The sequence below is a fragment of the Staphylococcus sp. Y174-1 genome (assembly GCF_049897865.1).
In the GTDB taxonomy this organism is placed as follows: domain Bacteria; phylum Bacillota; class Bacilli; order Staphylococcales; family Staphylococcaceae; genus Staphylococcus; species Staphylococcus saprophyticus.
On sequence record NZ_JAFCXB010000002.1, the window covers coordinates 470,540 to 493,153 of the forward strand.

The 22,614-nt window shown below is 34.8% G+C and carries 25 protein-coding genes and 1 riboswitch; of the genes, 6 read left to right on the top strand and 19 right to left on the bottom strand.

From position 1 onward, the window contains the following. Window position 1: 1 nt before the first annotated feature. The gene (locus ACP7BT_RS09100) at window positions 2–1,150 is read right to left on the bottom strand and encodes a bifunctional cystathionine gamma-lyase/homocysteine desulfhydrase (RefSeq protein WP_041079437.1); all 1,149 of its coding nucleotides are present in this window, start codon (window positions 1,148–1,150) and stop codon (window positions 2–4) included. Next, window positions 1,147–2,052, bottom strand: coding sequence for a PLP-dependent cysteine synthase family protein (locus ACP7BT_RS09105; RefSeq protein ID WP_002482208.1), 906 nt, complete (start codon window positions 2,050–2,052; stop codon window positions 1,147–1,149). Before ACP7BT_RS09105 ends, ACP7BT_RS09100 begins: the two co-directional genes overlap by 4 nt. Before the next feature lie 217 nt (window positions 2,053–2,269). On the opposite strand from ACP7BT_RS09105, the gene ACP7BT_RS09110 reads away from it, so the two are divergent. Further along, entirely contained in the window at window positions 2,270–3,559 is a 1,290-nt protein-coding gene (locus ACP7BT_RS09110) for a homocysteine synthase (protein WP_002482207.1), read from the top strand. A 466-nt stretch (window positions 3,560–4,025) separates the two neighbouring features. On the opposite strand, the gene ACP7BT_RS09115 is transcribed toward ACP7BT_RS09110, so the two are convergent. The 3 genes from ACP7BT_RS09115 to ACP7BT_RS09125 all read right to left on the bottom strand — a co-directional run bounded on the left by ACP7BT_RS09115 (window position 4,026) and on the right by ACP7BT_RS09125 (window position 6,917). Then, a complete protein-coding gene (locus tag ACP7BT_RS09115) occupies window positions 4,026–4,958 on the bottom strand; it encodes an L-lactate dehydrogenase (RefSeq protein WP_041079439.1) in 933 nt (310 codons plus the stop codon). A gap of 43 nt (window positions 4,959–5,001) precedes the next feature. Next, window positions 5,002–5,820, bottom strand: a complete 819-nt coding sequence (locus tag ACP7BT_RS09120; RefSeq protein WP_011302237.1) for a MetQ/NlpA family ABC transporter substrate-binding protein — start codon at window positions 5,818–5,820, stop codon at window positions 5,002–5,004. Window positions 5,821–5,909: 89 nt separating this feature from the next. Beyond that, window positions 5,910–6,016, bottom strand: a riboswitch (SAM riboswitch). A 145-nt stretch (window positions 6,017–6,161) separates the two neighbouring features. Further along, complete coding sequence (locus tag ACP7BT_RS09125; RefSeq protein WP_041079441.1) at window positions 6,162–6,917, bottom strand: CPBP family intramembrane glutamic endopeptidase; 756 nt, start codon at window positions 6,915–6,917, stop codon at window positions 6,162–6,164. A 213-nt stretch (window positions 6,918–7,130) separates the two neighbouring features. On the opposite strand from ACP7BT_RS09125, the gene panE reads away from it, so the two are divergent. Then, window positions 7,131–8,048, top strand: a complete 918-nt coding sequence (panE, locus tag ACP7BT_RS09130) for a 2-dehydropantoate 2-reductase (RefSeq protein ID WP_069821375.1) — start codon at window positions 7,131–7,133, stop codon at window positions 8,046–8,048. Window positions 8,049–8,142: 94 nt separating this feature from the next. Here panE and ACP7BT_RS09135 read toward each other — a convergent pair whose 3' ends face one another. Next, window positions 8,143–8,919 carry an AraC family transcriptional regulator gene (locus ACP7BT_RS09135; protein WP_041079445.1) on the bottom strand — a complete coding sequence of 259 codons (777 nt, stop codon included), beginning with the start codon at window positions 8,917–8,919 and terminating at the stop codon, window positions 8,143–8,145. 18 nt (window positions 8,920–8,937) lie between these two features. Next, window positions 8,938–9,513: a LysE family translocator gene (locus ACP7BT_RS09140; protein WP_041079447.1), complete on the bottom strand. Its 576-nt coding sequence runs from the start codon at window positions 9,511–9,513 to the stop codon at window positions 8,938–8,940. 167 nt (window positions 9,514–9,680) lie between these two features. Here ACP7BT_RS09140 and ACP7BT_RS09145 point away from each other — a divergent pair, with 167 nt between their 5' ends. From ACP7BT_RS09145 to ACP7BT_RS09160, 4 genes are all read left to right on the top strand, one after another. Further along, the gene (locus ACP7BT_RS09145; protein ID WP_041079449.1) at window positions 9,681–9,884 is read left to right on the top strand and encodes a LysR substrate-binding domain-containing protein; all 204 of its coding nucleotides are present in this window, start codon (window positions 9,681–9,683) and stop codon (window positions 9,882–9,884) included. Window positions 9,885–9,959: 75 nt separating this feature from the next. Next, window positions 9,960–10,175, top strand: a complete 216-nt coding sequence (locus tag ACP7BT_RS09150; RefSeq protein ID WP_002482197.1) for a hypothetical protein — start codon at window positions 9,960–9,962, stop codon at window positions 10,173–10,175. A 69-nt stretch (window positions 10,176–10,244) separates the two neighbouring features. Next, window positions 10,245–11,054, top strand: a complete 810-nt coding sequence (locus ACP7BT_RS09155; protein WP_002482196.1) for an acyl-CoA thioesterase — start codon at window positions 10,245–10,247, stop codon at window positions 11,052–11,054. A gap of 22 nt (window positions 11,055–11,076) precedes the next feature. Next, window positions 11,077–11,583 carry a cupin domain-containing protein gene (locus ACP7BT_RS09160; RefSeq protein WP_181877796.1) on the top strand — a complete coding sequence of 169 codons (507 nt, stop codon included), beginning with the start codon at window positions 11,077–11,079 and terminating at the stop codon, window positions 11,581–11,583. 83 nt (window positions 11,584–11,666) lie between these two features. Here ACP7BT_RS09160 and ACP7BT_RS09165 read toward each other — a convergent pair whose 3' ends face one another. The 12 genes from ACP7BT_RS09165 to ACP7BT_RS09220 form a co-directional block, all read right to left on the bottom strand. Then, a complete protein-coding gene (locus ACP7BT_RS09165) occupies window positions 11,667–13,025 on the bottom strand; it encodes a PTS ascorbate transporter subunit IIC (RefSeq protein WP_002482194.1) in 1,359 nt (452 codons plus the stop codon). 23 nt (window positions 13,026–13,048) lie between these two features. Continuing rightward, the gene (locus ACP7BT_RS09170) at window positions 13,049–13,333 is read right to left on the bottom strand and encodes a PTS sugar transporter subunit IIB (protein WP_210140651.1); all 285 of its coding nucleotides are present in this window, start codon (window positions 13,331–13,333) and stop codon (window positions 13,049–13,051) included. 5 nt (window positions 13,334–13,338) lie between these two features. Beyond that, window positions 13,339–13,779 (bottom strand): PTS sugar transporter subunit IIA, encoded by a 441-nt coding sequence (locus tag ACP7BT_RS09175; protein WP_002482192.1) that lies wholly within the window; start codon window positions 13,777–13,779, stop codon window positions 13,339–13,341. A gap of 14 nt (window positions 13,780–13,793) precedes the next feature. Beyond that, entirely contained in the window at window positions 13,794–15,737 is a 1,944-nt protein-coding gene (locus ACP7BT_RS09180; protein ID WP_426303761.1) for a BglG family transcription antiterminator, read from the bottom strand. A gap of 342 nt (window positions 15,738–16,079) precedes the next feature. Continuing rightward, on the bottom strand, window positions 16,080–16,811 hold the full coding sequence (locus ACP7BT_RS09185) for an amino acid ABC transporter ATP-binding protein (RefSeq protein ID WP_002482190.1): 732 nt from the start codon (window positions 16,809–16,811) through the stop codon (window positions 16,080–16,082). Continuing rightward, entirely contained in the window at window positions 16,808–17,527 is a 720-nt protein-coding gene (locus ACP7BT_RS09190; RefSeq protein ID WP_041079455.1) for an amino acid ABC transporter permease, read from the bottom strand. Before ACP7BT_RS09190 ends, ACP7BT_RS09185 begins: the two co-directional genes overlap by 4 nt. Beyond that, window positions 17,511–18,305 (bottom strand): amino acid ABC transporter substrate-binding protein, encoded by a 795-nt coding sequence (locus ACP7BT_RS09195; RefSeq protein ID WP_011302232.1) that lies wholly within the window; start codon window positions 18,303–18,305, stop codon window positions 17,511–17,513. Before ACP7BT_RS09195 ends, ACP7BT_RS09190 begins: the two co-directional genes overlap by 17 nt. A gap of 233 nt (window positions 18,306–18,538) precedes the next feature. Continuing rightward, window positions 18,539–18,865, bottom strand: coding sequence for a PTS lactose/cellobiose transporter subunit IIA (locus ACP7BT_RS09200; RefSeq protein WP_011302231.1), 327 nt, complete (start codon window positions 18,863–18,865; stop codon window positions 18,539–18,541). Window positions 18,866–18,875: 10 nt separating this feature from the next. Continuing rightward, window positions 18,876–19,196: a PTS sugar transporter subunit IIB gene (locus tag ACP7BT_RS09205; RefSeq protein ID WP_002482186.1), complete on the bottom strand. Its 321-nt coding sequence runs from the start codon at window positions 19,194–19,196 to the stop codon at window positions 18,876–18,878. 37 nt (window positions 19,197–19,233) lie between these two features. Next, window positions 19,234–20,130, bottom strand: a complete 897-nt coding sequence (locus ACP7BT_RS09210) for a hypothetical protein (protein WP_041079457.1) — start codon at window positions 20,128–20,130, stop codon at window positions 19,234–19,236. 18 nt (window positions 20,131–20,148) lie between these two features. Beyond that, window positions 20,149–21,465 (bottom strand): PTS sugar transporter subunit IIC, encoded by a 1,317-nt coding sequence (locus ACP7BT_RS09215; protein WP_002482184.1) that lies wholly within the window; start codon window positions 21,463–21,465, stop codon window positions 20,149–20,151. A gap of 10 nt (window positions 21,466–21,475) precedes the next feature. Continuing rightward, window positions 21,476–22,606, bottom strand: a complete 1,131-nt coding sequence (locus tag ACP7BT_RS09220) for a zinc-dependent alcohol dehydrogenase family protein (protein WP_002482183.1) — start codon at window positions 22,604–22,606, stop codon at window positions 21,476–21,478. Between the last annotated feature and the right edge of the window lie 8 nt (window positions 22,607–22,614).

Sequence of the window (22,614 nt, forward strand, 5' to 3'; positions counted from 1 at the left end):
ACTATTTATCTAATGCGTTTAATGATTGTTCTAGATCCTCGACTAAATCTTTTGTATCTTCAATACCTACAGATAAACGTACTAATCCGTCGGCGATGCCTTCTTTTTCACGAATATCTTTAGGAATTGAAGCATGTGTCATTAATGCAGGTACTGAAATTAAACTTTCAACAGCACCTAAACTCTCAGCTAAAGTGAAATAATGTGATTCACTGATTACTTTTTTAGCACTTTCTATGTCAGCGACTTCAAATGCGACAACACCTGTATGGCCCTCGGATTGTGCTTCATGAATATCATGATTTAAATGATCTGAGATACTTGGATGGAATACCTGTTTCACTGCTGAATGTTGTTGTAACATATCAATGATAGCAAGCGTATTACGTTGGACCTGTTCCATGCGTAATCCAAGCGTTTTTATGCCACGAATCAATAAATAACTATCTTGAGGTCCAAGCACGCCACCAGTTGAGTTCTGAATAAATCCTAAACGTTCAGCTAATTCAGCGTCACTTGTTGCTACTAATCCAGCGACAACATCGCTATGACCACCAATATATTTTGTTGCTGAATGTAAGACAATATCAATACCCAATGTTAATGGATTTTGGAAATATGGTGTCATAAATGTATTATCGACAACCGAAATTAAATGATGCTTTTTAGCAATTTCTGCTGATTTTTTAATATCAGTGACACGTAATAAAGGATTAGACGGCGTTTCAATGTATAACATTTTCGTTTCAGGTTTAATATATTGTTCAACAACTTCTATATTTGTCGTATCGATAAACTCAGCATCAATACCAAATCTATTAAACACTTTTGTTAAAGCTCTATAAGTACCACCATACACATCTGAATTGATGAGTAAATGGTCACCTTTATCTAATAACATAATAACTGCTGAAATAGCTGCCATACCTGAACCAAATGCAAAACCACTTTCACCTTGCTCTAAATCTGCAATCAACCCCTCTAAAGCACTACGTGTTGGATTTGCCGAACGTGAATATTCATATCCCTGTCTCATATCGCCAATACCATCTTGCATATACGTACTTGTTTGATAGATTGGCGTTGTAACTGCACCTGTATACGGATCTGTTGTTTGTCCACCATGAATTAATTGTGTTTTTTTATTCATTTGATTGTCTCCTTATAATTTAAAATTTGTTTTGACATATATCGATCACTGCCATCTGGAAAAATGGTTACAATGACACCTTTATTAATATGTTTTTTAATTTCTAGAGCGCCTTGCAATGCTGCTCCAGAAGAACTACCTACTAAAAGACCTTCTTGTCTTGCTAATAATTTAACATTTTGAAAAGCGGCATCATCACTCACTTTTATAATATCTGACACCAATGCTTTAGGTAGAAAAGATGGCCATTTTTCTGAACCGATCCCTTCAATATCATGACTATGCGCATTACCGCCACTTAAAATAGAGCCTTCTGGTTCTACGATGACACTTTCGGTACGATATGATGCTGCTAAATGTTCAGCAACACCAGCAAAAGTCCCTCCTGAACCAACACCACCTACAAAATAATCAATATCTTTAAGCTTATCTGTTATTTCTTTTCCTATTGTAGATTTATAGGTCTCAGGATTGCGATAAGATTCGAATTGATTTAAATAATACGCACCAGTTTGCAGTTCATAATCACGTGCGGCCTTTTGTGCACCTGCCATGCCTAAAGTTTGATCTGTTCTGATGACTTCAGCACCTAACGCTTTTATAATTGATATCTTTTCTTCAGAAAAACCTTCAGGTGCAAAAATCACAGCACTGACGCCATAATGGTTAGCAGCAATTGCAACGCCAATCCCTGTATTTCCTGCAGACGCCTCTACAACGACATCACCTTTTTGGATTATATTCTCTCTTATTGCTGTTTCGATTAAATGTTTTCCCAATCGATCTTTCACACTACCACCAGGATTATACTGTTCTAACTTGGCATAAATTTGTACATCTTTATTACTAAATGACTCCAACAATACTAATGGCGTATTTCCAATTAAATCAAAAGCAATCATTATTTCCCTCCATAATGCCTTTCTCTCCACAATACCTTACTATACCGATAAGAATTATAAATCCTTTTGTTCTTATTTGCAATCATTTCATTTTCAAGATAATAAAGTATAATAATCTAATTCCTACTTTTTTAGTAAGCATACTTGAAATAGCCAATTAGCTCTTGTATAGTTGTAATTATCAGAAAATTTAGAAATTATATGGAGGTTTTATCATATGACTCAAACCCCTTGGCATTTAGATACTTTATCTATTCATGGCGGGCAAGTAGTAGATGATTTTTCAAAAGCACGTGCTGTACCAATTTATCAGACATCTAGTTATGTCTTTGATAATACTGAACATGCGAGAAAGTTATTTGCTTTAGAGGAAGATGGCAATATTTATACAAGAATTATGAATCCTACACAAAATGTTTTTGAAGAACGGATTGCAGCATTAGAAGGTGGTGTAGGTGCTTTAGCTACATCTTCTGGACAAGCAGCCATACATTTAGCACTTTTAAATATTGTAGAAAGTGGCGATGAAATTGTTGCTTCGTCAAATTTATATGGAGGTACCTATAACCTTTTAAATATCACCTTTAAAAAACTAGGTATTAAAGTCCATTTTGTAGATCCTAGTCATCCAGATAATTTCAAAAATGCAATAACAGATAAAACAAAAGCAGTATATGCTGAAACCATTGGGAACCCACGCATTGATGTGTTAGATATTGAAGCTGTAGCCGATATCGCACACAATCATAACATTCCTTTAATTGTTGATAACACATTCCCAACACCTTACTTATTGCGTCCTTTTGAATTTGGAGCAGATATCATAGTACATTCAGCCACTAAATTCATTGGTGGCCATGGCACTTCCATTGGTGGCGTAATCGTAGATAGTGGAAAATTCAATTGGGATAATGGAAAATTCCCAGGTTTAGTAGAACCCGATGAAAGTTATCATGGTATTTCTTATACTAAAGATGTTGGCGAAGCTGCCTATATTACTAAAGCACGTGTACAGTTGTTACGTGATTTAGGTTCTGCAGTATCACCCTTTAATGTCCATGAATTCTTAATAGGTTTAGAAACACTACACTTACGCTTAGAACGACACTCTGAAAATGCTTTACGTGTCGCACAATATTTAGAACAACATCCAAAAGTAACTTGGGTCAACTATCCAGGTTTAGAAAATAACGCTTATCATCAACTCGCTCAAAAATATTTACCTGATGGCCAAGGTGCTATATTGACCTTTGGCATAGATGGTACGGTAGACGATATCGCCAAATTTGTTGACGGTTTAAATCTATTTTCCCACTTAGCGAATGTAGGTGATTCAAAATCATTAATCATTCATCCAGCTAGTACTACACATTTACAATTATCACCAGAAGATCAAAAAGCTTCCGGCGTAGTACCAGAACTAGTTAGATTGTCTGTAGGTACCGAAAACATTAATGATATTATTGCTGATCTCGATAACGGTTTTAAAGAATCACTTGGAAATTAATGTTAAAAATTTCCTTAGTGATTCTTATGCAAAAGATTTTCTTTTGTATTCATTAATTTCACTTGGTAATTAATGTTACGATTTTCCTTAGTGATTCTTATGCAAAAGATTTTTTTGTATTCCTTAATTTCACTTGGTAATTAATGTTACGAATTTCCTTAGTGATTCTTATGCAATATTACTACGTTTATGATGTAACGCTAAAGTGTGACATCACACATACTCATAAAAAAGGCAGGGCCATATCACTATGGCCCTGCCTTTTTTACACGTCTCAGAATACTTACCTCACACAAACCGAAGCCTAACCTCAGTGTAATTTCCTACAACCTTCTATTCATCACTATATTTAAGTATATTGTAGCCATTACCGGATTGATAAACAAGATAAGCATTTATTTTAAATATAAAAAACACGCATTCAAAAGAAAATATCTAATGAATGCGTGTTTGAAAGTTTTAATCGCTATTGTTGTGCTGTATGAATCGTTTGTCTAATATATTCATATGCTTCTTTAAGTTGGCGTTCTTCTTCTTTGTCTAATGTTATCGCAAATCTTTGAACAATACCCTTTTTATCTATTAATGTTGGTAAACTAAATGCACCATCTTCTAAGCCATATTCTGCACTCAGGGAAGTCAATGGTGTAATTGTTCTCTGATCCAATGCAATGGACTGTATCAAAAATGATGTCACTTTTGATATCGCTGCGTTGGTCCACCCTTTTTGATAAAAAACATCCATCGACACTTCGTTGATAATGGACGAGATGTGTGACTTATCAATTGCTGGACGATCACTTAATGCCTCAAATTCCGATAGTTCCATACCATGAATATGCACTTTACTCCACACGGGGATTGCATGTTGACCATGTTCCCCAATGACAAAAGCTTCCACATTATTTGGATCAATTTGATAATGATCGGCTATAATTGTTTTAAATCTTGATGTCTCTAGAGCCGTACCCGTACCAATAATTTTATGGGCTGGGTAATCTATTTGATTTGCAAAGTAAACCATAGAATCTACAGGATTAGATATCAGAATCACAACCGCCTCTTGCGTCACTTCAGCTATTTGGGACATTATGCCCTTAATGATGTCGTGATTTCCTTGCGCTAATAATGTACGGTCACCATTATTTTTATCGGTTGCTTCACTCGCAGCTATGACGATAAAGTCTGCATCCGTTAAGTCTTGATAGACACCGCTACGAATCTTGATATGTGCAGTATTTATCAGTCCTTGCGAGTGACTATGGTCAAGTGCTTCACCACTTGCCACGTCCGCTCTATCATCAATTAAAATAATCTCTGAAAACAAATTCAGTTGCTGTACATCTGTAAGTACTTGCGTACCCACTTTTCCTAAACCAATAATACCTAGCTTAGACATAATCGAATCACCTTCCTCTTCAATCTATATATTACATGATTATTTATTTTTCATACGGAATAACATCTTGTCCATATTTATCAGTTATAAATTTCTTCATCTCTTTAGATTGTAAAACTTTCATAAGTTCTTTGAATTTTTTATCGTTTTTATGTCCTTCTTGTACGGCAACAATATTCGCAAATGGTGATGATTTTCCTTCTATAGCAATTGCATCTTTATGTGGTGTTAGACCATTATCAATCGCATAATTAGAATTCATTATCACTGCTGCGCCTTCTTTACTATTATAAGTTTTAGGTAAGAATTCCGCACCTTGCTTGTTATTAAATTTCAAATCTTTTTTATTTTCTACAATGTCATCAAACTTAGCATCTTCAATACTGACACCTTTTTTAATTTTGATTAAGCCTTTATCAACAAAGAATGACAAGAAACGACCTTCTTCAGCAGGATTGTTTGATACATAAATGGTAGAACCTTTAGGGATATCTTTAATGTCTTTATATTTTTTACTATAAACGCCCATCGGTGTCGTGAACACTTTCCCGGCTTCTTCTATTTTATAATTATGGTCTTTCTTTTCTGCTTTAAGATACGGTGTATGTTGAAATGCATTCGCATCAACATCTCCTTTATCTAATAATTTATTAGGAACCTTATAATCATTAACTGTTTTTATTTTTAAATCATAGCCTTTCTTTTTCATTTCTTCTTTTGCATGTTCAAGTACGACGCCATGGGGGGCTGGCGAAGCAGCAATCGTAATTTCCTTATCCTCTTTTTCACCATTCGATTTACCACATGCTGCTAGTATAATCGTTAACACAAACAATGAACCTAAAATAAACCATTTTCTCATAATACTTTCACTCCTTAAAAATTTGTTTCAACGTACTTATATGTATAAAAAAACTTTCTCTTAATAAATCAAGAGAAAGTTTGCACTTTCTCTCATCTCCAAAAGTTAAATAACTTTTTGTGACTTAGCACCATTTCGAAAAATCGACGGTTGCTGGGTTTCATCGGGCACATCCCTCCACCACTCTTGATAAGAGTCAATCATATGTATGTTTAGTGGTTTAATCCTAGCATTATGCTCAAGATTAGTCAATGAGTTTTTAGAAAATTCTAAACACTAACACGATAAAATATACCTGTCCTTCACAAAGAAGACAGGTATATCACTAAGAATTATGTAAATTACATGATAATCATGAAAATATACGCTAATAAATTATTCAAAGCATGTAACGCAATGGCTACAGCTAAACTACGCTGCGATTTCATATATACATATACAATACCAACTGCTATGGCAAGATACATCACAATTTCTAATGGAGATTTAGCTTCTGTTACATGTAAAGATGCAAACACAATAATTGAAATAACAGACATAACATAGAAATTTAATTTCTTTCCTAATTCGCCAATAATTAAATGTCTAAATAAAAATTCTTCTGTCATTGGTGCAATAATTACAATTGAGAAAAAAGCTAATATGGTTGATACAGGCGTAGCAAACATTTCCTCCACCATTTTGTCATTTTGTGTTTCTTCAAATTTCCAATGTTCTGGTGCGAATGCATTTACTAAATATGGATAAATTTCTTTAAACACTATAATAACGATAAATGTAATGACAATGAGTTTCCAGTGTTGCTTAATATTTTGTAGCCCCTGTTTCCACGATTGTCTAAATGAATGTCTATGGAATAAAATCCATAACGCGAATATAATTATAAAGGCAATCATTTCCATTAATATGCCTGGCGTACCTGAAAAGTTAGCATTAAAGTTAGCGTTATTTTTCCCTTGCGTTTCATTGATTCCGATCATGATTGTTAAGATGACTATAGATAAACAAAAATTACCTATCAAATAAATAAACGGTAGTAGAAAATCTCTCCCTTGTATATCTTTCCACTGATACTTATGATCATTTTTAAACGACATTGGAACCCCTCCATGTTTGTAATTAGTGAACACTTATTACATTGCACAACCTTTATTGATTTCAAACATATATTTAAAAATAAAATATATTGTCTCAACTACATCTATTGAATTATTTGAAAATTATTTTCATATGCGTATATGCCCCTCAAATGTGGTATATATACATCAATTAACAAATCAACACACATAGCGTATAAGGAGTTGTATTCAATGCGTATATTAGTATTAGGTGCTGGCGGTATCGGAGGCTATTTTGGAGGCAGATTAGCCGAAAGCGGACAGAACGTGACATTCTTAGTAAGACCCAAACGCAAGTCATTTTTAGAAAGAAATGGATTAGCCATCCACAGTGAGCAGGGAGATTATCATTTCAATCCTCAACTCATTACAAAAGACGATCGCGTAGCGCCTTTCGATGTTATTTTACTTTCTTCTAAATCCTATCATTTAGAGCAAGCCATGACAGATTTGAAGCCATTTGTCGATGGTCATACTGCCATCATTCCATTATTAAACGGTGTCGCACATATTCCACAATTACAATCTATCTTTGGTAGAGACAAAGTTATGGGTGGCTATTGTGTGATAGAAACAACATTAGATAGTATGGGAGAAATCATACAAACAAGCCCTTTTGATAAACTCTTTTTTGGAGAACTAGATGGAAGTAAAAGTGAACGCGCACAAAAAATTGCACAAGCATTTTCTGAAACAAAGGCAGAATTCAAATTAAGCACTTCAATCGAGCAAGGCATGTGGCACAAATATTTAATGATTACTGTGTTATCCAGTATCACAACATTAATGCATGCGCCTATTGGTCCTATTCGAGACAGTGATGGTGGCATTAACTTCGTTCGCTCTTTATACAATGAAGTCGCTTCGATAATGCGTGCACATCGAGCGCCACTCGCAGACGATATTGTATCACAATATATGACATCATTTGATCAGTTATCATACCATTTTAAGACTTCTATGCAACGTGACATGGAAAAAGGATTAAATATTGAAACAGATCACTTACAAGGTTATTTATTAAACTTAGCCGATACGTACCAAATTGACGCCCCATTACTTAAATGCGTCTACCAAAACCATAAAGTCTATAAAGAAATGCTTAAATAATATAAACAGATCACACATCTGAAATACAACAGCGCATGTCATCTTTATTATGAGATGACATGCGCTGTTTAAAGTTAAGTCGATAAGTGCAATATTATTTTAGTTTTGACATATATTGATAAGCTGTTACGCCATATCGATATTTAAATACCTTATTTAAATGCGCTAAATCTACGAAAGCACATTCTGCTATAGCAAGATATACATCTTTACTCTTTTCTATGATATGCTTAGCAACTTCAGCTTTATAATTTATATAGTACTGATACGGTGTTATCCCTGTTTGTTGCTTAAATAATCTTATAAATTGATACTTTGATAAATTTAATTCGCTACAGATGAAATCTAATTTAAACGAAGTTGAAACATTATTTTTAATAATGTCTTTTGCTAATTTTAATTTAACATTATCAACATTAAATTCATCATAATAAGTATCTATTTTCAAACCATCCACAAGGTTTTGAAAATGTTCATAACAAATTACATCATCTGATCCATTAAAAATAGAATTAGCTAATTGCAATATGTTTTGTGCTATTTTGTTATTATAAACAATCGGCTCTTTAAATTGAACCATATGTTTTTGATTTGTAGCTTCTAATAATTGTTCTGGTTTGATATAGAGCATGATATACTCCAAGCCTTGTACACCATTAGACATACCATCGTGGTTTTCTTCTGGATTAAAAAACATAACCCCATTTTGATAGGACTGTTTTCGTTCTCCTTTTAAATGATATCCTTGAATGCCTTTTAAGGTCACACCTATGCTATATTCTTGATGTGAATGCTTTTTATAGGTGAAATCATCCATTTTGGCCTCTAATGCCGTTATGCCAATTGCATTTTTAAAATTAAATTCATTCATCTAAACACTTCCTAAACATCATACCCACACTATAATAGCTGCATATAATAAAAATAGTGCCATGGTTATATTAACAATCATTTCATGTTTCTGTATAAAAGTCTTAAGCAAAGTTCCAAAAAATATCCAAAAACTAAATGAAATTAGCGCAATGATTGAAGTCATAATAACATAAATTGAAATCATTAGCGTGGACGGCTGATTCACTAATACAAAGGTGGGAATGACAGTCATTGTAAATGTCACCACTTTGGGATTTAAAAATTGTAAAGCAAAGCCTGAATAAAATGTTCCAATATCATTTTCCACTTTATTTTCGCTATGCTTTCTGAAAAGCGTATAAATCAAATATAACATATAGATACTACCAATTAATTTCATAAATAATAAAAAGCTAGGCATCTTTTCTGATAAAAAAATGTTCACAACAGTAGATATGATGAGTAAAAAGACGAATGCCGTAATAGCACCATAGGTATATTGAATGCCACCTTTCAACCCTTTATTTCTAATCGTATTCAAAATATCTATATTAGTTGGACCTGGAGTCACTGTTATCAAAAAAGTATACATAATGAAAGGTAATAAATTCATTACTAAACGCACCTCACTAAACTAATTATGCATACCATTATATTGATGCTTCAGGTTACAGATATAGTACATTATTGCAATAAGCATATGCATTATGGTTACTTACACTTTAAATTCCAATTATCTTTGCCTTATCGTTGAACTGCATTGATTGCATCTATCAGTGCATGTCTAAACCCATTTTTTCTAATGCAGCTACTGCCTTATTGGCTCAATTTCAGCAAGATGACATTGATTTAGTCATAGGTGAACAAACAGAACTTCAAGAAGGCATCTGCTATGAATATTGGTTTGACGAACCATTCGAACTAGTATTTTCAAAAAATCACCCTCTAGCTCAATCAGAAACAATCAATTTGAATGATTTGTAGCAACAACATTTTTATCTATTAGAACCTCCAGGCGATACATTTGATTTTAAAAAGAACCAAATTGACCCAAAACAAATGGATTTGTCCTATGTTAAAGATAGAGAGTCTATCATGAACTTTATTGCAACAAGTGATAGTGTGGCCATTTGCCCACAATCCTATATGAAAAAAGTTAACAGTGATATTTATACACACATTCAATTACCTAACGCCTCGCGCACCATTGGTATCTATGCCAAAAAGCAATATCATATTGATAATTTTTTTAATATCCTTCAAATTTCTAAATAAAATATGATGTAAACGCTTTAATTATAGGGTATAGCATTACATGAGCTTAAATAATTGGAGGAATTGATAATGTCATCTAAACATAATTTTGATAAAGCGACAGAACTCACAATACAATCCTCAGGTGTTTATCGTGGGCAAACATCTGAGTCTTACGCCAATATGGTTGGACCTTTTGGTGGTGTCATTGCTTCTACATTATTACGTGCTGTATTAGATCATGATGAAAGATTAGGAGATCCTATTTCATTAACAATCAACTATGCTGCCCCAGTAGCGAATGGCGACTTTAAAATCGTTGCCACACCGAGCAGAACCAATCGCTCAACACAACATTGGTATATTGAACTTACACAAAATGAACAAATCATAATTACTGGTACTGCAGTTACAGCAAACAGGCGTGATACATGGTCTTCTACAGAGTTATCCTTTCCAGACGTTCCAAATCCAGATCAAATTGAACCAACACCTTTAGATAGTGCACCGCCATGGGCACAAAATTATGAAATTAGAATGATTAAAGGCGCACCACTTGCAATAGCGACAACGGATTATCCTGATTCAATTACCTTACAATGGATACGAGATAACCCTAACAGAGACTTAGATTTTTTATCTCTAGCTGCAATTTGTGATGCTTTTTTCCCAAGAATTTATGTACGTCGCAAAGAACTCGTCCCAATAGGCACCATCTCACTGACAATTTATTTCCATGCCGACGCAGAAACACTCTTAGCCAACGGAAGCCGCTCAGTACTTGGACATACACGTGCACTTAAATTCTTTAATGGCTATTTCGATCAAACTGGTGAAATATGGAGTCAGGACCATAATTTATTAGCAACCACAAGTCAAATCGTATATTATAAATCATAATAATTAAGGGGTGAATGAATAGATGAAACCTATGTCAGACATCACTGTATCCACTTTATGTTTCATAGATGATGGGACAATACCGAATAATCCCACCTTACCTGTTTTGATTTATCACCATGTATTAGGTTCACATGAACATTTGGAAAAAACCATTACCTCTAATCAATGGGGCAATACTTGGACTGGTGGTGTATTTTCGTATCATCATTATCACAGTAACGCGCATGAAACACTCTTAGCGATCAGAGGAGAGGCCAACTTGCTTATTGGCGGGCGCAATGGTTCAACAATTAACGTCACAGCTGGCGATGTGCTAATATTACCGGCTGGTACTGGGCACAAATTATTAAATGCCAGTCATGACTTTATCGTAATGGGTGCATATCCTAACGGTCAGTCTTTCGACATTTGTACTGGAGATAAAAATAACAGAACGCAAGATATCATGAATATCGAAAATGTGCCATTACCTGAAACAGACCCACTATGGGGTGAACAAGGCCCATTACTATTGCATTGGCATTAAATGATGACAAAATAAGCGCCCAAAGCAACTATTACTGCATTGGGCGCTTAATCTATTTCATTTTGAAGTGATTGTGTTGTTATTTATTGCTCTTTTACTTCTTTAGCATCTGTTCTTTTTTGTAAAATAATGGCGAATGCAGCTACAACGATCACTAAAATAATGATACCGATTAATCCAAGGAACTTCGCAACATTACCAAAAACAATACCTACGACTAAGAAATCCGTATCTGAGAATGTTGTTGCCGCGCCTCCTAAGTCTCCTAAAAATGGTAAGAATAACAATGGTAAGAACGTGATTAAGATACCATTCAATGCGGAGCCAGCTACAGCACCTTTAATACCACCTCTTGCATTACCAAAGACGCCTGCGGTAGCACCGAGGAAGAAGTGAGCGACAACGCCAGGAAGTATAACCACTCCTCCGAATAAGAATAAGACAAACATGCCAATGACGCCTACAATAAAGCTAACAAAAAATCCAATGAGTACAGCATTTTGTGCATATGGGAAGACAATCGGACAGTCTAATGCAGGTTTCGTATTGGGTACGAGTTTTTCTGAAATACCTTTAAATGCTGGCACAATTTCAGCTAAGATTAAACGTACCCCTGTCAAAATGATAAACACACCCGCAGCGAACGTGACACCTTGTATGAGAGAAAATACAATAAAGTTCTGACCGTTACTAATTTCACTATGTACATAGTGTGGCCCTGCAAACAGTGCAGCTACAAAATATAATAAGGTCATCGTTAACGAAATACTAATCGTACTTTCTCTTAAAAAACTTAACCCTTTTGGGAAATTAATTTCTTCTGTTGATTTTGATTTACCTTTAAATAGCTTTCCTACTTCACCTGCTGCCCAATAACTTATCGTACCAAAGTGTCCTAAAGCAACTTGGTTATTACCCGTTATTTTTTTCATTGTTGGATGCGCTAATGCAGGTAGTATCGCCATAATCAGCCCCAAAATAATCGCACCGATGACAACAGTTAGCGTTCCAGTAATATGACCGACTGATAATAATATAGCTAAAAAAGCAGCCATATAAAATGTATGATGACCCGTTAAAAATATATATTTCAAATTAGTAATACGCGCTATGATGATATTAACTATCATGCCAAACACCATAATTAATGCAGCTGTTGTTCCATACTGTTCCAATGCTATTGAAATAATTGCTTCATTGTTGGGCACGACACCTTGCACGCCAAACGCGTGTTGAAATATTTTCCCAAATGGTTCAAGTGATTGCGTTACTACATTCGCCCCAGCACTTAATACTAAAAATCCCAGTATCGTTTTGATCGTACCTGAAGTGATATCTGTTGCTGATTTTTTCTGCATGATCAATCCTATAAATGCGATTAAAGCAACTAGTATTGCAGGTTGGCTTAAAATATCAACGATAAAGTCTAAAATCGGTTTCATTTTATTACCTCCTTAGGCGTTATTTATAAAAGATTCAACTCACTTAATTTTTCACTTAATTTATTTTGAAGTTCTTCTTTATCTAAAATATTATCTAATACAATGACGTCGTCTAAATTTTTAGTATTTTCTTCTAAATCTCTCCCACAAATGAATAAGTCTGCCATATCAGGGCTTGCACTCATTACATCGCTGTGTTCTACTTTTATATCAGATGGTGCATTTAAATTTTTCAAAGCTTCCTGAGCATTCATTTCTACCATAAAGCTACTACCTAACCCGTGACCACATACAACTAAGATTTTCATTTTCATCATTCTCCTTTAAATATATTTAATATGTCCTTAACTTCTTGTGCTTTCAATAATTGATTGACCACTTCTTGATCCCCTAGCGTTGTTGCCAAATGCCTTAGGATCTCAAGATGTCCTTCATTGTCTACTGCACTAAGTACAAATATAAGTGACGCATAGTGACCTTCTTCTGAAAAATTAATGTGTTGATTTAATTTCAGTAAACTCAGTCCTATCTTGTTTACTTCATCATTGGGTCTCGCATGTGCAATTGCGATTTCTGGCGCAATAACAATGTACGGTCCTAATTTCTTTACACTGTCAATCATTGATGTAATATAACTTTGTTCAAAGTAATCTTGGTTTAATAATGGTTGCGCAGCTAAAGCAATGCCTTGTTCCCAATTATCAACCTGTTCCTTTATTTGAACTTTGTCAGCTGACAGAATTTCTAAACTCATTTAAAAGCACCTCCTTATTCCTGACTTACCTTACTAATAGCTTGCATTATTGCTTGTAAATCTCCAGAAAACATGGTTGCTCTATATGTCTCATCCATGATTAACTCGCTAAACTGACGTAACGCATTTAAATGTATTTGAGGATGTTCTGTTGCTAATGTAATTATTATAAAAACAGGATCATACCCATCTTGCGAAAAATGAATACCTTCTTTATAATGTATAAGACTAAAGCCTACCGATTGTTTAACATGTTCATGTTGAGCGTGAATGAGTGCAATATGAGGACTAACCACCATATAAGGTCCAAACGTGTCTAACTGCTTGATAATATCTGTAGCATAAGCTGGTTCCACTACACCATCCTCGACAAGTAGTGCCACACTCTGCTTGATTGCTTCATCTCTATTTCGCGATGCTTGCTGTGTTTTAACTCTGGATTGTGGCAAGACTTGTTCTAACGTTGGACCTAATCCACGCAACTGAATTACATATTTTTCTCTAGATTGATTGATTATTCTATTTAACTGCTCCCGATCATGTTTATCTAAAAATGGAGAAACCTGAATAACTGGGACGACAGTTTCCTTAAAAGGCACCGTAGAGATAATGTAATCGACCCCTTCATGTTTCAATATCGTTTCATCCACTTCATATATTGAATAGGCATCCATAATTTCTAACTCTGGGTAAATGTGCCTTATTTTACTTTTTAATAATTGTGACGTTCCAATACCCGATCCACATAGTAATACGACTTTAATTTTATTTGTCTTAATCGTTGATATTCTTTCAATAGCAGATGCAAAATGTAATATCATATAGGTCAATTCGTCATTGTTAAATACAATTTGATATTTTTCCTCAATGATCCAAACATGCTTTTTAATTTCATCTATTAATTGAGGATATTGGCTTATAATTTCATCTTTCAATGGATTTTCGTGTGTCATATCAAATTTCAATCTATGAATTGCTGGTCTCAAATGTACAATTAAGCCATTGCGTAATTTAATATCTGTCACCAAATCAAGTCCTAGCGCGCCACTCATACGTTCAATCAATTGCTCCGTCAGAAGTTCTAACGTATCAATTTCTTCATTTAACTGATTCTTTTCTGAAGTTTTAGCTCCGAGTAAATGCAATGTTATGAATGCCGCTTCACTTTTTGGAAAATGAATCTGGAAATTGCCTTCAAGCCTTTCTTGAATTTGTAGCGCAATTTGAAACTGCTCTGTTTCCTTCAATTTCAAATATGCATCATCTGGAATTTTAAAAATAAAATCTTCATTTATTCGATGCATCGCGATGAGTATATGATAAATCAAACCGTCTATTGCACTTTGTACTAATTGATAATTTGTATTTCTCAGCACAGTTGTAACACTTGAACGAATGCGCTCTAATTCATGATTTGAAAATAAGTCATGCCCCATCTCATGCGTATACATTTTAAAATATTCACGCACCATTTCTGCGTAAGCTTTGCGATATGCATTTTCTGGGCCTTGAATGACAAATCCTTTATTTTTCTTATACTCAAGCCTTAAGTCATGCTGCTCTAACCAATTTTGAACGCTTTTCAAATCTTCCACAATCGTTCGTCTTGAAACAGATACGGTGGTCGCAAGCACTTGTGATGATGTCGGCGTATTGGCTTCAAGTAATTTTAACGTTATATATAACAAGCGCTCTTCTTTTGCATAATGTATTGTATGCGTTGTCGATTTAGGTGCAAAGCGCTTTAACTGTTCTGGTGTTGTGGTTATTTTGACCCCCTCTTGCTTAGTCCTTTGAATATTTAAACCTAGGTTACTTGCCATATCTTCAATGTATTCAAGATCGTACTGTATCGTTCTTTCTGTAACATTAAAGTGCGTTGCTAAATGATGAATTTGCACAAAAGTTTCACATTCAAGTATGAACGTTAAAATATGATACTGTCGCTTACTTAACATATTAGCAACCTCCTCGCCTCTTTATTGTAAACGCTTTCTAAAGATAATAGATGTGTAATCTCTTTCGTCTTTAAATGCGAAAAGTTGCACATCAAATAAAAAATCATTATATTTTTAAATTATAAAGTTCAAAGTGCATATATGATATCGTTTTATAAAAAAAAGCCCGGACATAACTAAATGTCTCGGACTCACCTTATTTAGGCAATCATATATTCTATTGAAAATACATCGCTATCACTTTTTAAAATGCTATTCTTCAGACTGCCTAATCATCCTTGTCAGTATATATAACAAGGCAATCGTTTTATCATAATACTTTCGCTAAATTTTCTTTCAACATTAAACTTCACGAATCATATTTAAAAATCTTTGTAGTTCAGCGCTTTGTGGATGATTAAAGATTTGCTCTGGAGGCCCAGATTCTCCAATTACACCATCATGTATAAATACAATCTTGTTAGATACTTCTTTAGCAAATCGCATTTCATGCGTCACGATAATCATTGTCATACCTTCATTAGCTAGGTCCTTGATGACACGAAGCACATCATTAACGAGTTCTGGATCTAACGCAGACGTAGGTTCATCAAACAGCATTACTTTTGGATTCATGGCTAAAGCTCGAGCAATTGCTACACGTTGCTGTTGCCCTCCAGATAAAGCATTCGGTCTTTGATCTTTTACAGCAGTTAAATCTACTTTTTCCAATAAAGCTAATGCTTGTTGCTTTGCTTCATCTTTTTTCGTTTTTTTAACAGTAATGAGACCTTCCATTACATTTTCTAATGCCGTTTTATGTGGGAATAAGTTATAACTTTGAAATACCATGCCCGACTGTTTACGGACTTTTATCTGTGATTTCTTATCTGCATTGCTATAAGTCTCTCCATTAACATACACAGCACCTTCTGTAGGCAACTCTAAAGCATTAATCATTCTCAACAAAGTCGTCTTACCTGAACCTGATCGTCCAATAAATGTCACAACTTCTCCTTGATTAACGTTTAAATCAATCCCTTTGATAACTTCTTTATCATCAAATGATTTTTTTATATTTTTTAATTCAATCATGAGCGATACCCTCTTTCAAGATAAGATTCATAGAAGTTTTGTGCAATTGAAATGATAAAGCAAACCACCCAGTACATAAGTGCTACAAGTAGATAAATAGTTAAATACTCATATGTCGTCGAAGCGACTTCTTGTGCTTTTCTAAACATCTCAGCTACTAATATAAATCCTAAAAGTGATGTATCTTTAATTAAACTTAAAAATGTATTACCTAATGCTGGTACGGATACTCTAATCGCTTGTGGCAAGATAATACGTTGAATCGTTTGTCGATAATTCATACCGATTGAATAGGCCGCTTCTGTTTGACCCTTAGGTATAGACATAATACCTCCACGAATAATTTCAGAAGCATATGCCCCTACATTTAATGATAAACCAATAATTGCTGCGATAACTGGTGCTAACGTCCATTGATTTTCAGAGTTATTTGTCAATAATCTGCCGAGTTCAGGGATCCCGTAAAAGATAATGAATAATTGTACAATCATCGGTGTGCCTCGGATGATTGAAATATAAAAACGAGCAATCCCTCTTAAAATACGGCTTGTTGAAATGCGCATTAACGCAGTGAGTAACGCAATCACTAAACCTAACACAAAGGTTACTAATGTAATAGGTATAGAAAATTTCACTAATCCTTCAAGCATCGGTGCAAATGCTTGACCAGCTGCGTCTAATGCATGTTGCTGTTCAGTATTAAGATTTAGAAACATCTTCGCCGAACCATTTTTTACTTATTTTTGCTAATTCACCATTATCTTTTAATTTTTTCATTGCTTTATTTACTTTTTCAATTGTTGCATCGTCTTCTTTTTTACTAAATGTTAATGCAGATTGACTCTTCTCAGCATTACCTTCAATAATTTTCACATCTGCATTAGGTTTTTGTTTTTTATAATCTAAGTATGAAATATTGTCATTAAATGTACCTTCAACTCTATTAGATTGTAATAAATCCATAGCCTGATTGAAGCCATCTACTTTCGTTAATTCTGCACCTTTAGATTTAGCCAATTTACCATAATTTGAAGTAAACGTTTGAGCCAATTTCTTACCTTTAACATCGTCAAATGATTTTATATCTTTGTTGTTTTTGTTAACGACTAATACTGCTTCTGAATACGTATATGGTTCTGAGAATTTATATTTTTCTTTACGTTCATCATTAATACCTACTTGGTTCGCTATCACATTAAATCTACCAGAGTCTAATCCAGCAAACATAGAATCCCATTGTGTTTCTTTAAATTTAACTTTGTAACCCATTTCTTTAGCTACTGCTTTCATTACATCAATATCATAACCTGTTAGTTTATCTTGTTTATCATGATATGAGAAAGGTGCATAGGTCCCTTCCGTACCTACAACAAATGTTTTATTTTCACTTGCAGTTTTATTTTTGTTATCATTGTCTTTTTTGTCAGAAGTACCACAAGCTGCGAGTCCCACAACTAAAAGTAACGTCAGTATACCTAATAATATTTTTTTCATTTCGCGCCCTCTATTCTTATTATTCTTATCGGAATAAAAATATTCTATGCCTAACCCTTCATTAAGTCAATAACTTTTTTATCCAAACATACATTTATTTTTTAATTCCAATTAATTAACATATAACACAATTAAGTTGATTCCCTTGTTTACTCCTTTTTTTACAATAATGAACAAAAAAGTACATCTTCAAATCTTTTGAAAATGTACTTTTTCAATGATACTTAATATATTTATGCTTTCGAATCCATCTTTTTATATAAATCGATCATTTCTGCTGCCATATCTTTGAACGTAATAGCTGTCATTAAATGGTCCTGACTGTGAATGGTTAACAGCGACATTTTTATCTCATCACCTTGCGCTTCTTTGGTTAACATATTTGTTTGAATATGATGTGCCTCTAATAATGAAACTTCTGCAAGTTTTAATTTCTTTTCAGCTTCTTCAAAAGCATTTTTCTTTGCCGCATAGATGGCTTCCATTGCATGACTTTTGGCGTCACCACTGTATGCAATAAGTGACATGGCAAACTCTAAACTATTTTCCGCTTCTGACATTGAACCACCTCTATTTTGTCATCAATTGTTCAGCTGTATTTAATACATTTTCTCCATTCATCGTTCCATAATCTCTCATTTCAATGACCGCTACAGGTATGTCTTTCTCAGAGCATTTTTTAGTATATTCATCTTTTTTAAAGCGAACTTGTGGTCCTAGTAGCAATACATCTATATTGTCACTTTCAATTTTTTGATCTGCTTCTGAAGTGGAAACGGCAAAAATATCTCTATCAAGCTTTTGCTTTTCAGCTTCTTTTTGCATTTTTTGTACCAACATACTTGTACTCATTCCCGCTGCACATACCAACATGATTGTTTTTTCTGCCATAAAAAATTCCTCCTGATTAAAAGCGTAGTTTCATCATTTAACGTTGAATCGATCTAGCTATCATGGAAACTGTATGTCTTTCCCCTCTGATTGCCTTACTTAATTCAAAAATATTATTGACTGGTGCAAGACCGCAATAACCAGCATCACCAATGTGTTGAATATCAACACCACAGATTTTATTACGTATCGCAAAATCCCTAATGGTACTTGGATCAGAACTTTCTTGGCTTGTTCCTATTGCAGACATAACTAAACCTTCACGACGGTGTACTGCTTTAACAATATTTTTCAATTGTTCCTCATCAAATCCTGGTACCGTGCCAATTGATGGTACAAGAATAATATCTGCCCCAGCGTCTATAAATTGATCTACATACGTTTCCGTTATTACAGGTTCATCTACACCAGCGCTATGCATTTTCCCCGCTATAATAAGTCCTGTAAAATGCTTTCGTGTCTCTGAAATAGCGTTGACAATTTTATCATTCGTTACACCTGTCCCAGGATTCCCTGTCATACATATAAAATTAATACCTAATTTTTCTAATGCCTTTACCGTTTTCGAACTTGCTTGTCGACCTTCTACAATATTTAGTTTTTCTTCTGACATCGTTGCGGTTTCATCTACTGGTTCTAAATTGACACCAATCGGTCTACAAACAAGACGTCTCAATTCATTGATAACCTGTTTATCTTCATCTACATTAACAACTTTAGGATCAAAGGCATCTAAACCATTTAATAAAATTAAATCTGCGCCAAATGCACGAGCAAGTTCAGCATTTGTAATATCTGGAATGACTGGAGTACGTGTGACCACATTTTCAGATAATACAACACGACCATCGCTTGCTTTAATACTTTGTTTTAATTCTGTGGCTGTCATTTCAACGATTTCAGATGCATTCGCACTTAATAATCTTTTTACCATGAGACAAATCCCCTTTGTTTAGATTTCTTTTGTTTCATCTGCTTCTTTTTGCTCTAGTTGCAAATTATATTTTTCCATCGTTCTGTAAAATGGATAATACAATAAGATATCAACAATGATACAAACCATTTGTACCAATGAACCACTAACATGACCCGTAGCTAAAAACCCACTAATAATAGGTGGGATTGTCCAAGGCATCGCAGTACCATTAGTTAAATGAACAAGCCCGCTTGCCATGGAAAAATAAGTAATCGTCGCATTGATCATCGGCGCCAATATAAAGGGTACAATCAGCCTAACATTGAGAACGACTGGCAAACCAAACAAGGTCGGTTCATTAATATTAAAAATACCAGGCATCAATGTCAGTGGTGCCATTGTTTTCGTAATTTTACTAGAACGCTTTTTAAAGGCTAAAATGGCAATGACAATCACTAAGCCAATGGTTGACCCACCGCCCCCCATAAATACAAAATTATCTATAAAAGGTTGCGTGATGATATGTGGCAAATCGCCATGAGGATTAGCTTGATATGCAATACGGTTTTCATCTATGTTCTTAAGCCATATTGGCTGCATAACCGCATTTACTACATTTGCACCATGAATACCTACAAACCAAAAGGCACTATTTAGTCCTACTAATATAATCGTACCTATTAAAGTACCTCCCATTAAACTTAATGGCACACCTAATGTATTAACAATAAGGTCATGTATGTTTCCAAAAGGAAGGTTATCTAATGCTATATAGATTATAAGCCACAATAAAATAATGACAGCTCCAGGTATTAATGCGCTAAAGCTTTTCGCTACTGCAGGTGGAACTTGATCGGGCATTTTAATCCTTATATTTCTATTAATAAACCATTGAAATATCAATCCGGAAAAGATCCCTATAATTAATGCTACAAAAAGTCCCTGACTTCCCATATACATTTGAGGTATAGCTTCTTCTGGTGTTTTGCCACCAGTCATAACATTAGGTGTTACAACTAAAAATGCAGCCATGGAAATAATTCCTGCTGAAACACCATCCGTATCATACTGTCGAGCAATACTATGTGCCACACCAAAACTTGCAACTAATCCCATCAATCCAAATGTACCATTTACTGCTTTCATTAAATAGGGTTGTATGCCTTGTGCTTCCAACCATTCAATCCATCCCGGTATGGCTATACCACTAATGACAAGAAATAGTGATCCAATGATAATCAATGGCATCGCAACGATAATACCATCTCTCAATGAAATTAAAATTTTATTCGATCCCAATTTAGACGCGACTGGTAACAAATACTTTTCTAATGTGTCATTAAAACGACTCATATGAACACCCCTAATCCATTTTCACTACTAAACGTGCCGCTTCACCTCGCGCCAAGCGGTCAAACCCTTCATTAATATGTTCTAAAGGTAATGTATCTGTTAAAAGTTCATTTACTGGTAAACGACCTTGATGATATAAGTTGATGAAACGTGGTATATCACGGTCAGGAACACAACTTCCCACATATGAACCTTTTATCGTACGCTCTTCAGCAGCGAGCGTTACTTGTGGAAATGAAAATTGGTGTTTGGGATCCGGTAAACCTGTTGTCGTTGTCATTCCACCTCGACGTGTGATTTGATATGCGACATCCATGGCAGGTACTACGCCCGCCGTTTCAAAAGCATAATCCACACCACCTTGCGTATATTGTTTAATATCTTCTATTGTATGTGCTTCACCTGAATTAAATACTGCTGTTGCTCCAAGTGATTTAGCCAATGCAAATTTTTCTTCATTAATATCTAGTGCAATAATTTCACTTGCACCTGCGAGGCGTGCACCAAGAATTGCGTTAAGACCAATGCCACCAAGCCCAACAACCGCAACAGTACTCCCTGCATTAATGCGAGCTGTATTAATGACTGCACCTATGCCCGTAATGACTGCACAACCAAAAATCGCCACCTTTTCAAATGGAATCTTTTTATCTACTTTGACAATTGAATTTGTAGATACCACTGCATAATCTGCAAAACCTGATACACCTAAATGATGATGCATTACCTCATCACGGTCAGATTCATAACGAAAGCCACCTTCTAACATTTCTCCTTTTTCATTTGCCGCTGCACCATTTTCACATAAGGCAGGTCTGCCTTCACGACACGGAATACAATGTCCACAACTTGGTATAAATGTACATACGATATGATCACCCACTTCAAATTCCGAAACGTTTTCACCTACTTCGATAATTTCTCCAGCTGCTTCATGCCCTAACACCATTGGCATTGGACGTGGTCTACTGCCATTAATTACAGATAAATCAGAGTGACACAAACCCACTGCGCCTATTTTTATAAGTACTTCATTTGATTGAGGCCCTTGAAGTTCTAAAGTTTCTATTGTTAAAGGATGACTTTCTGTATATGGTGCATCTTTACCCATCTCACGCAATACTGCCGCTCTTGTTTTCATAACATACA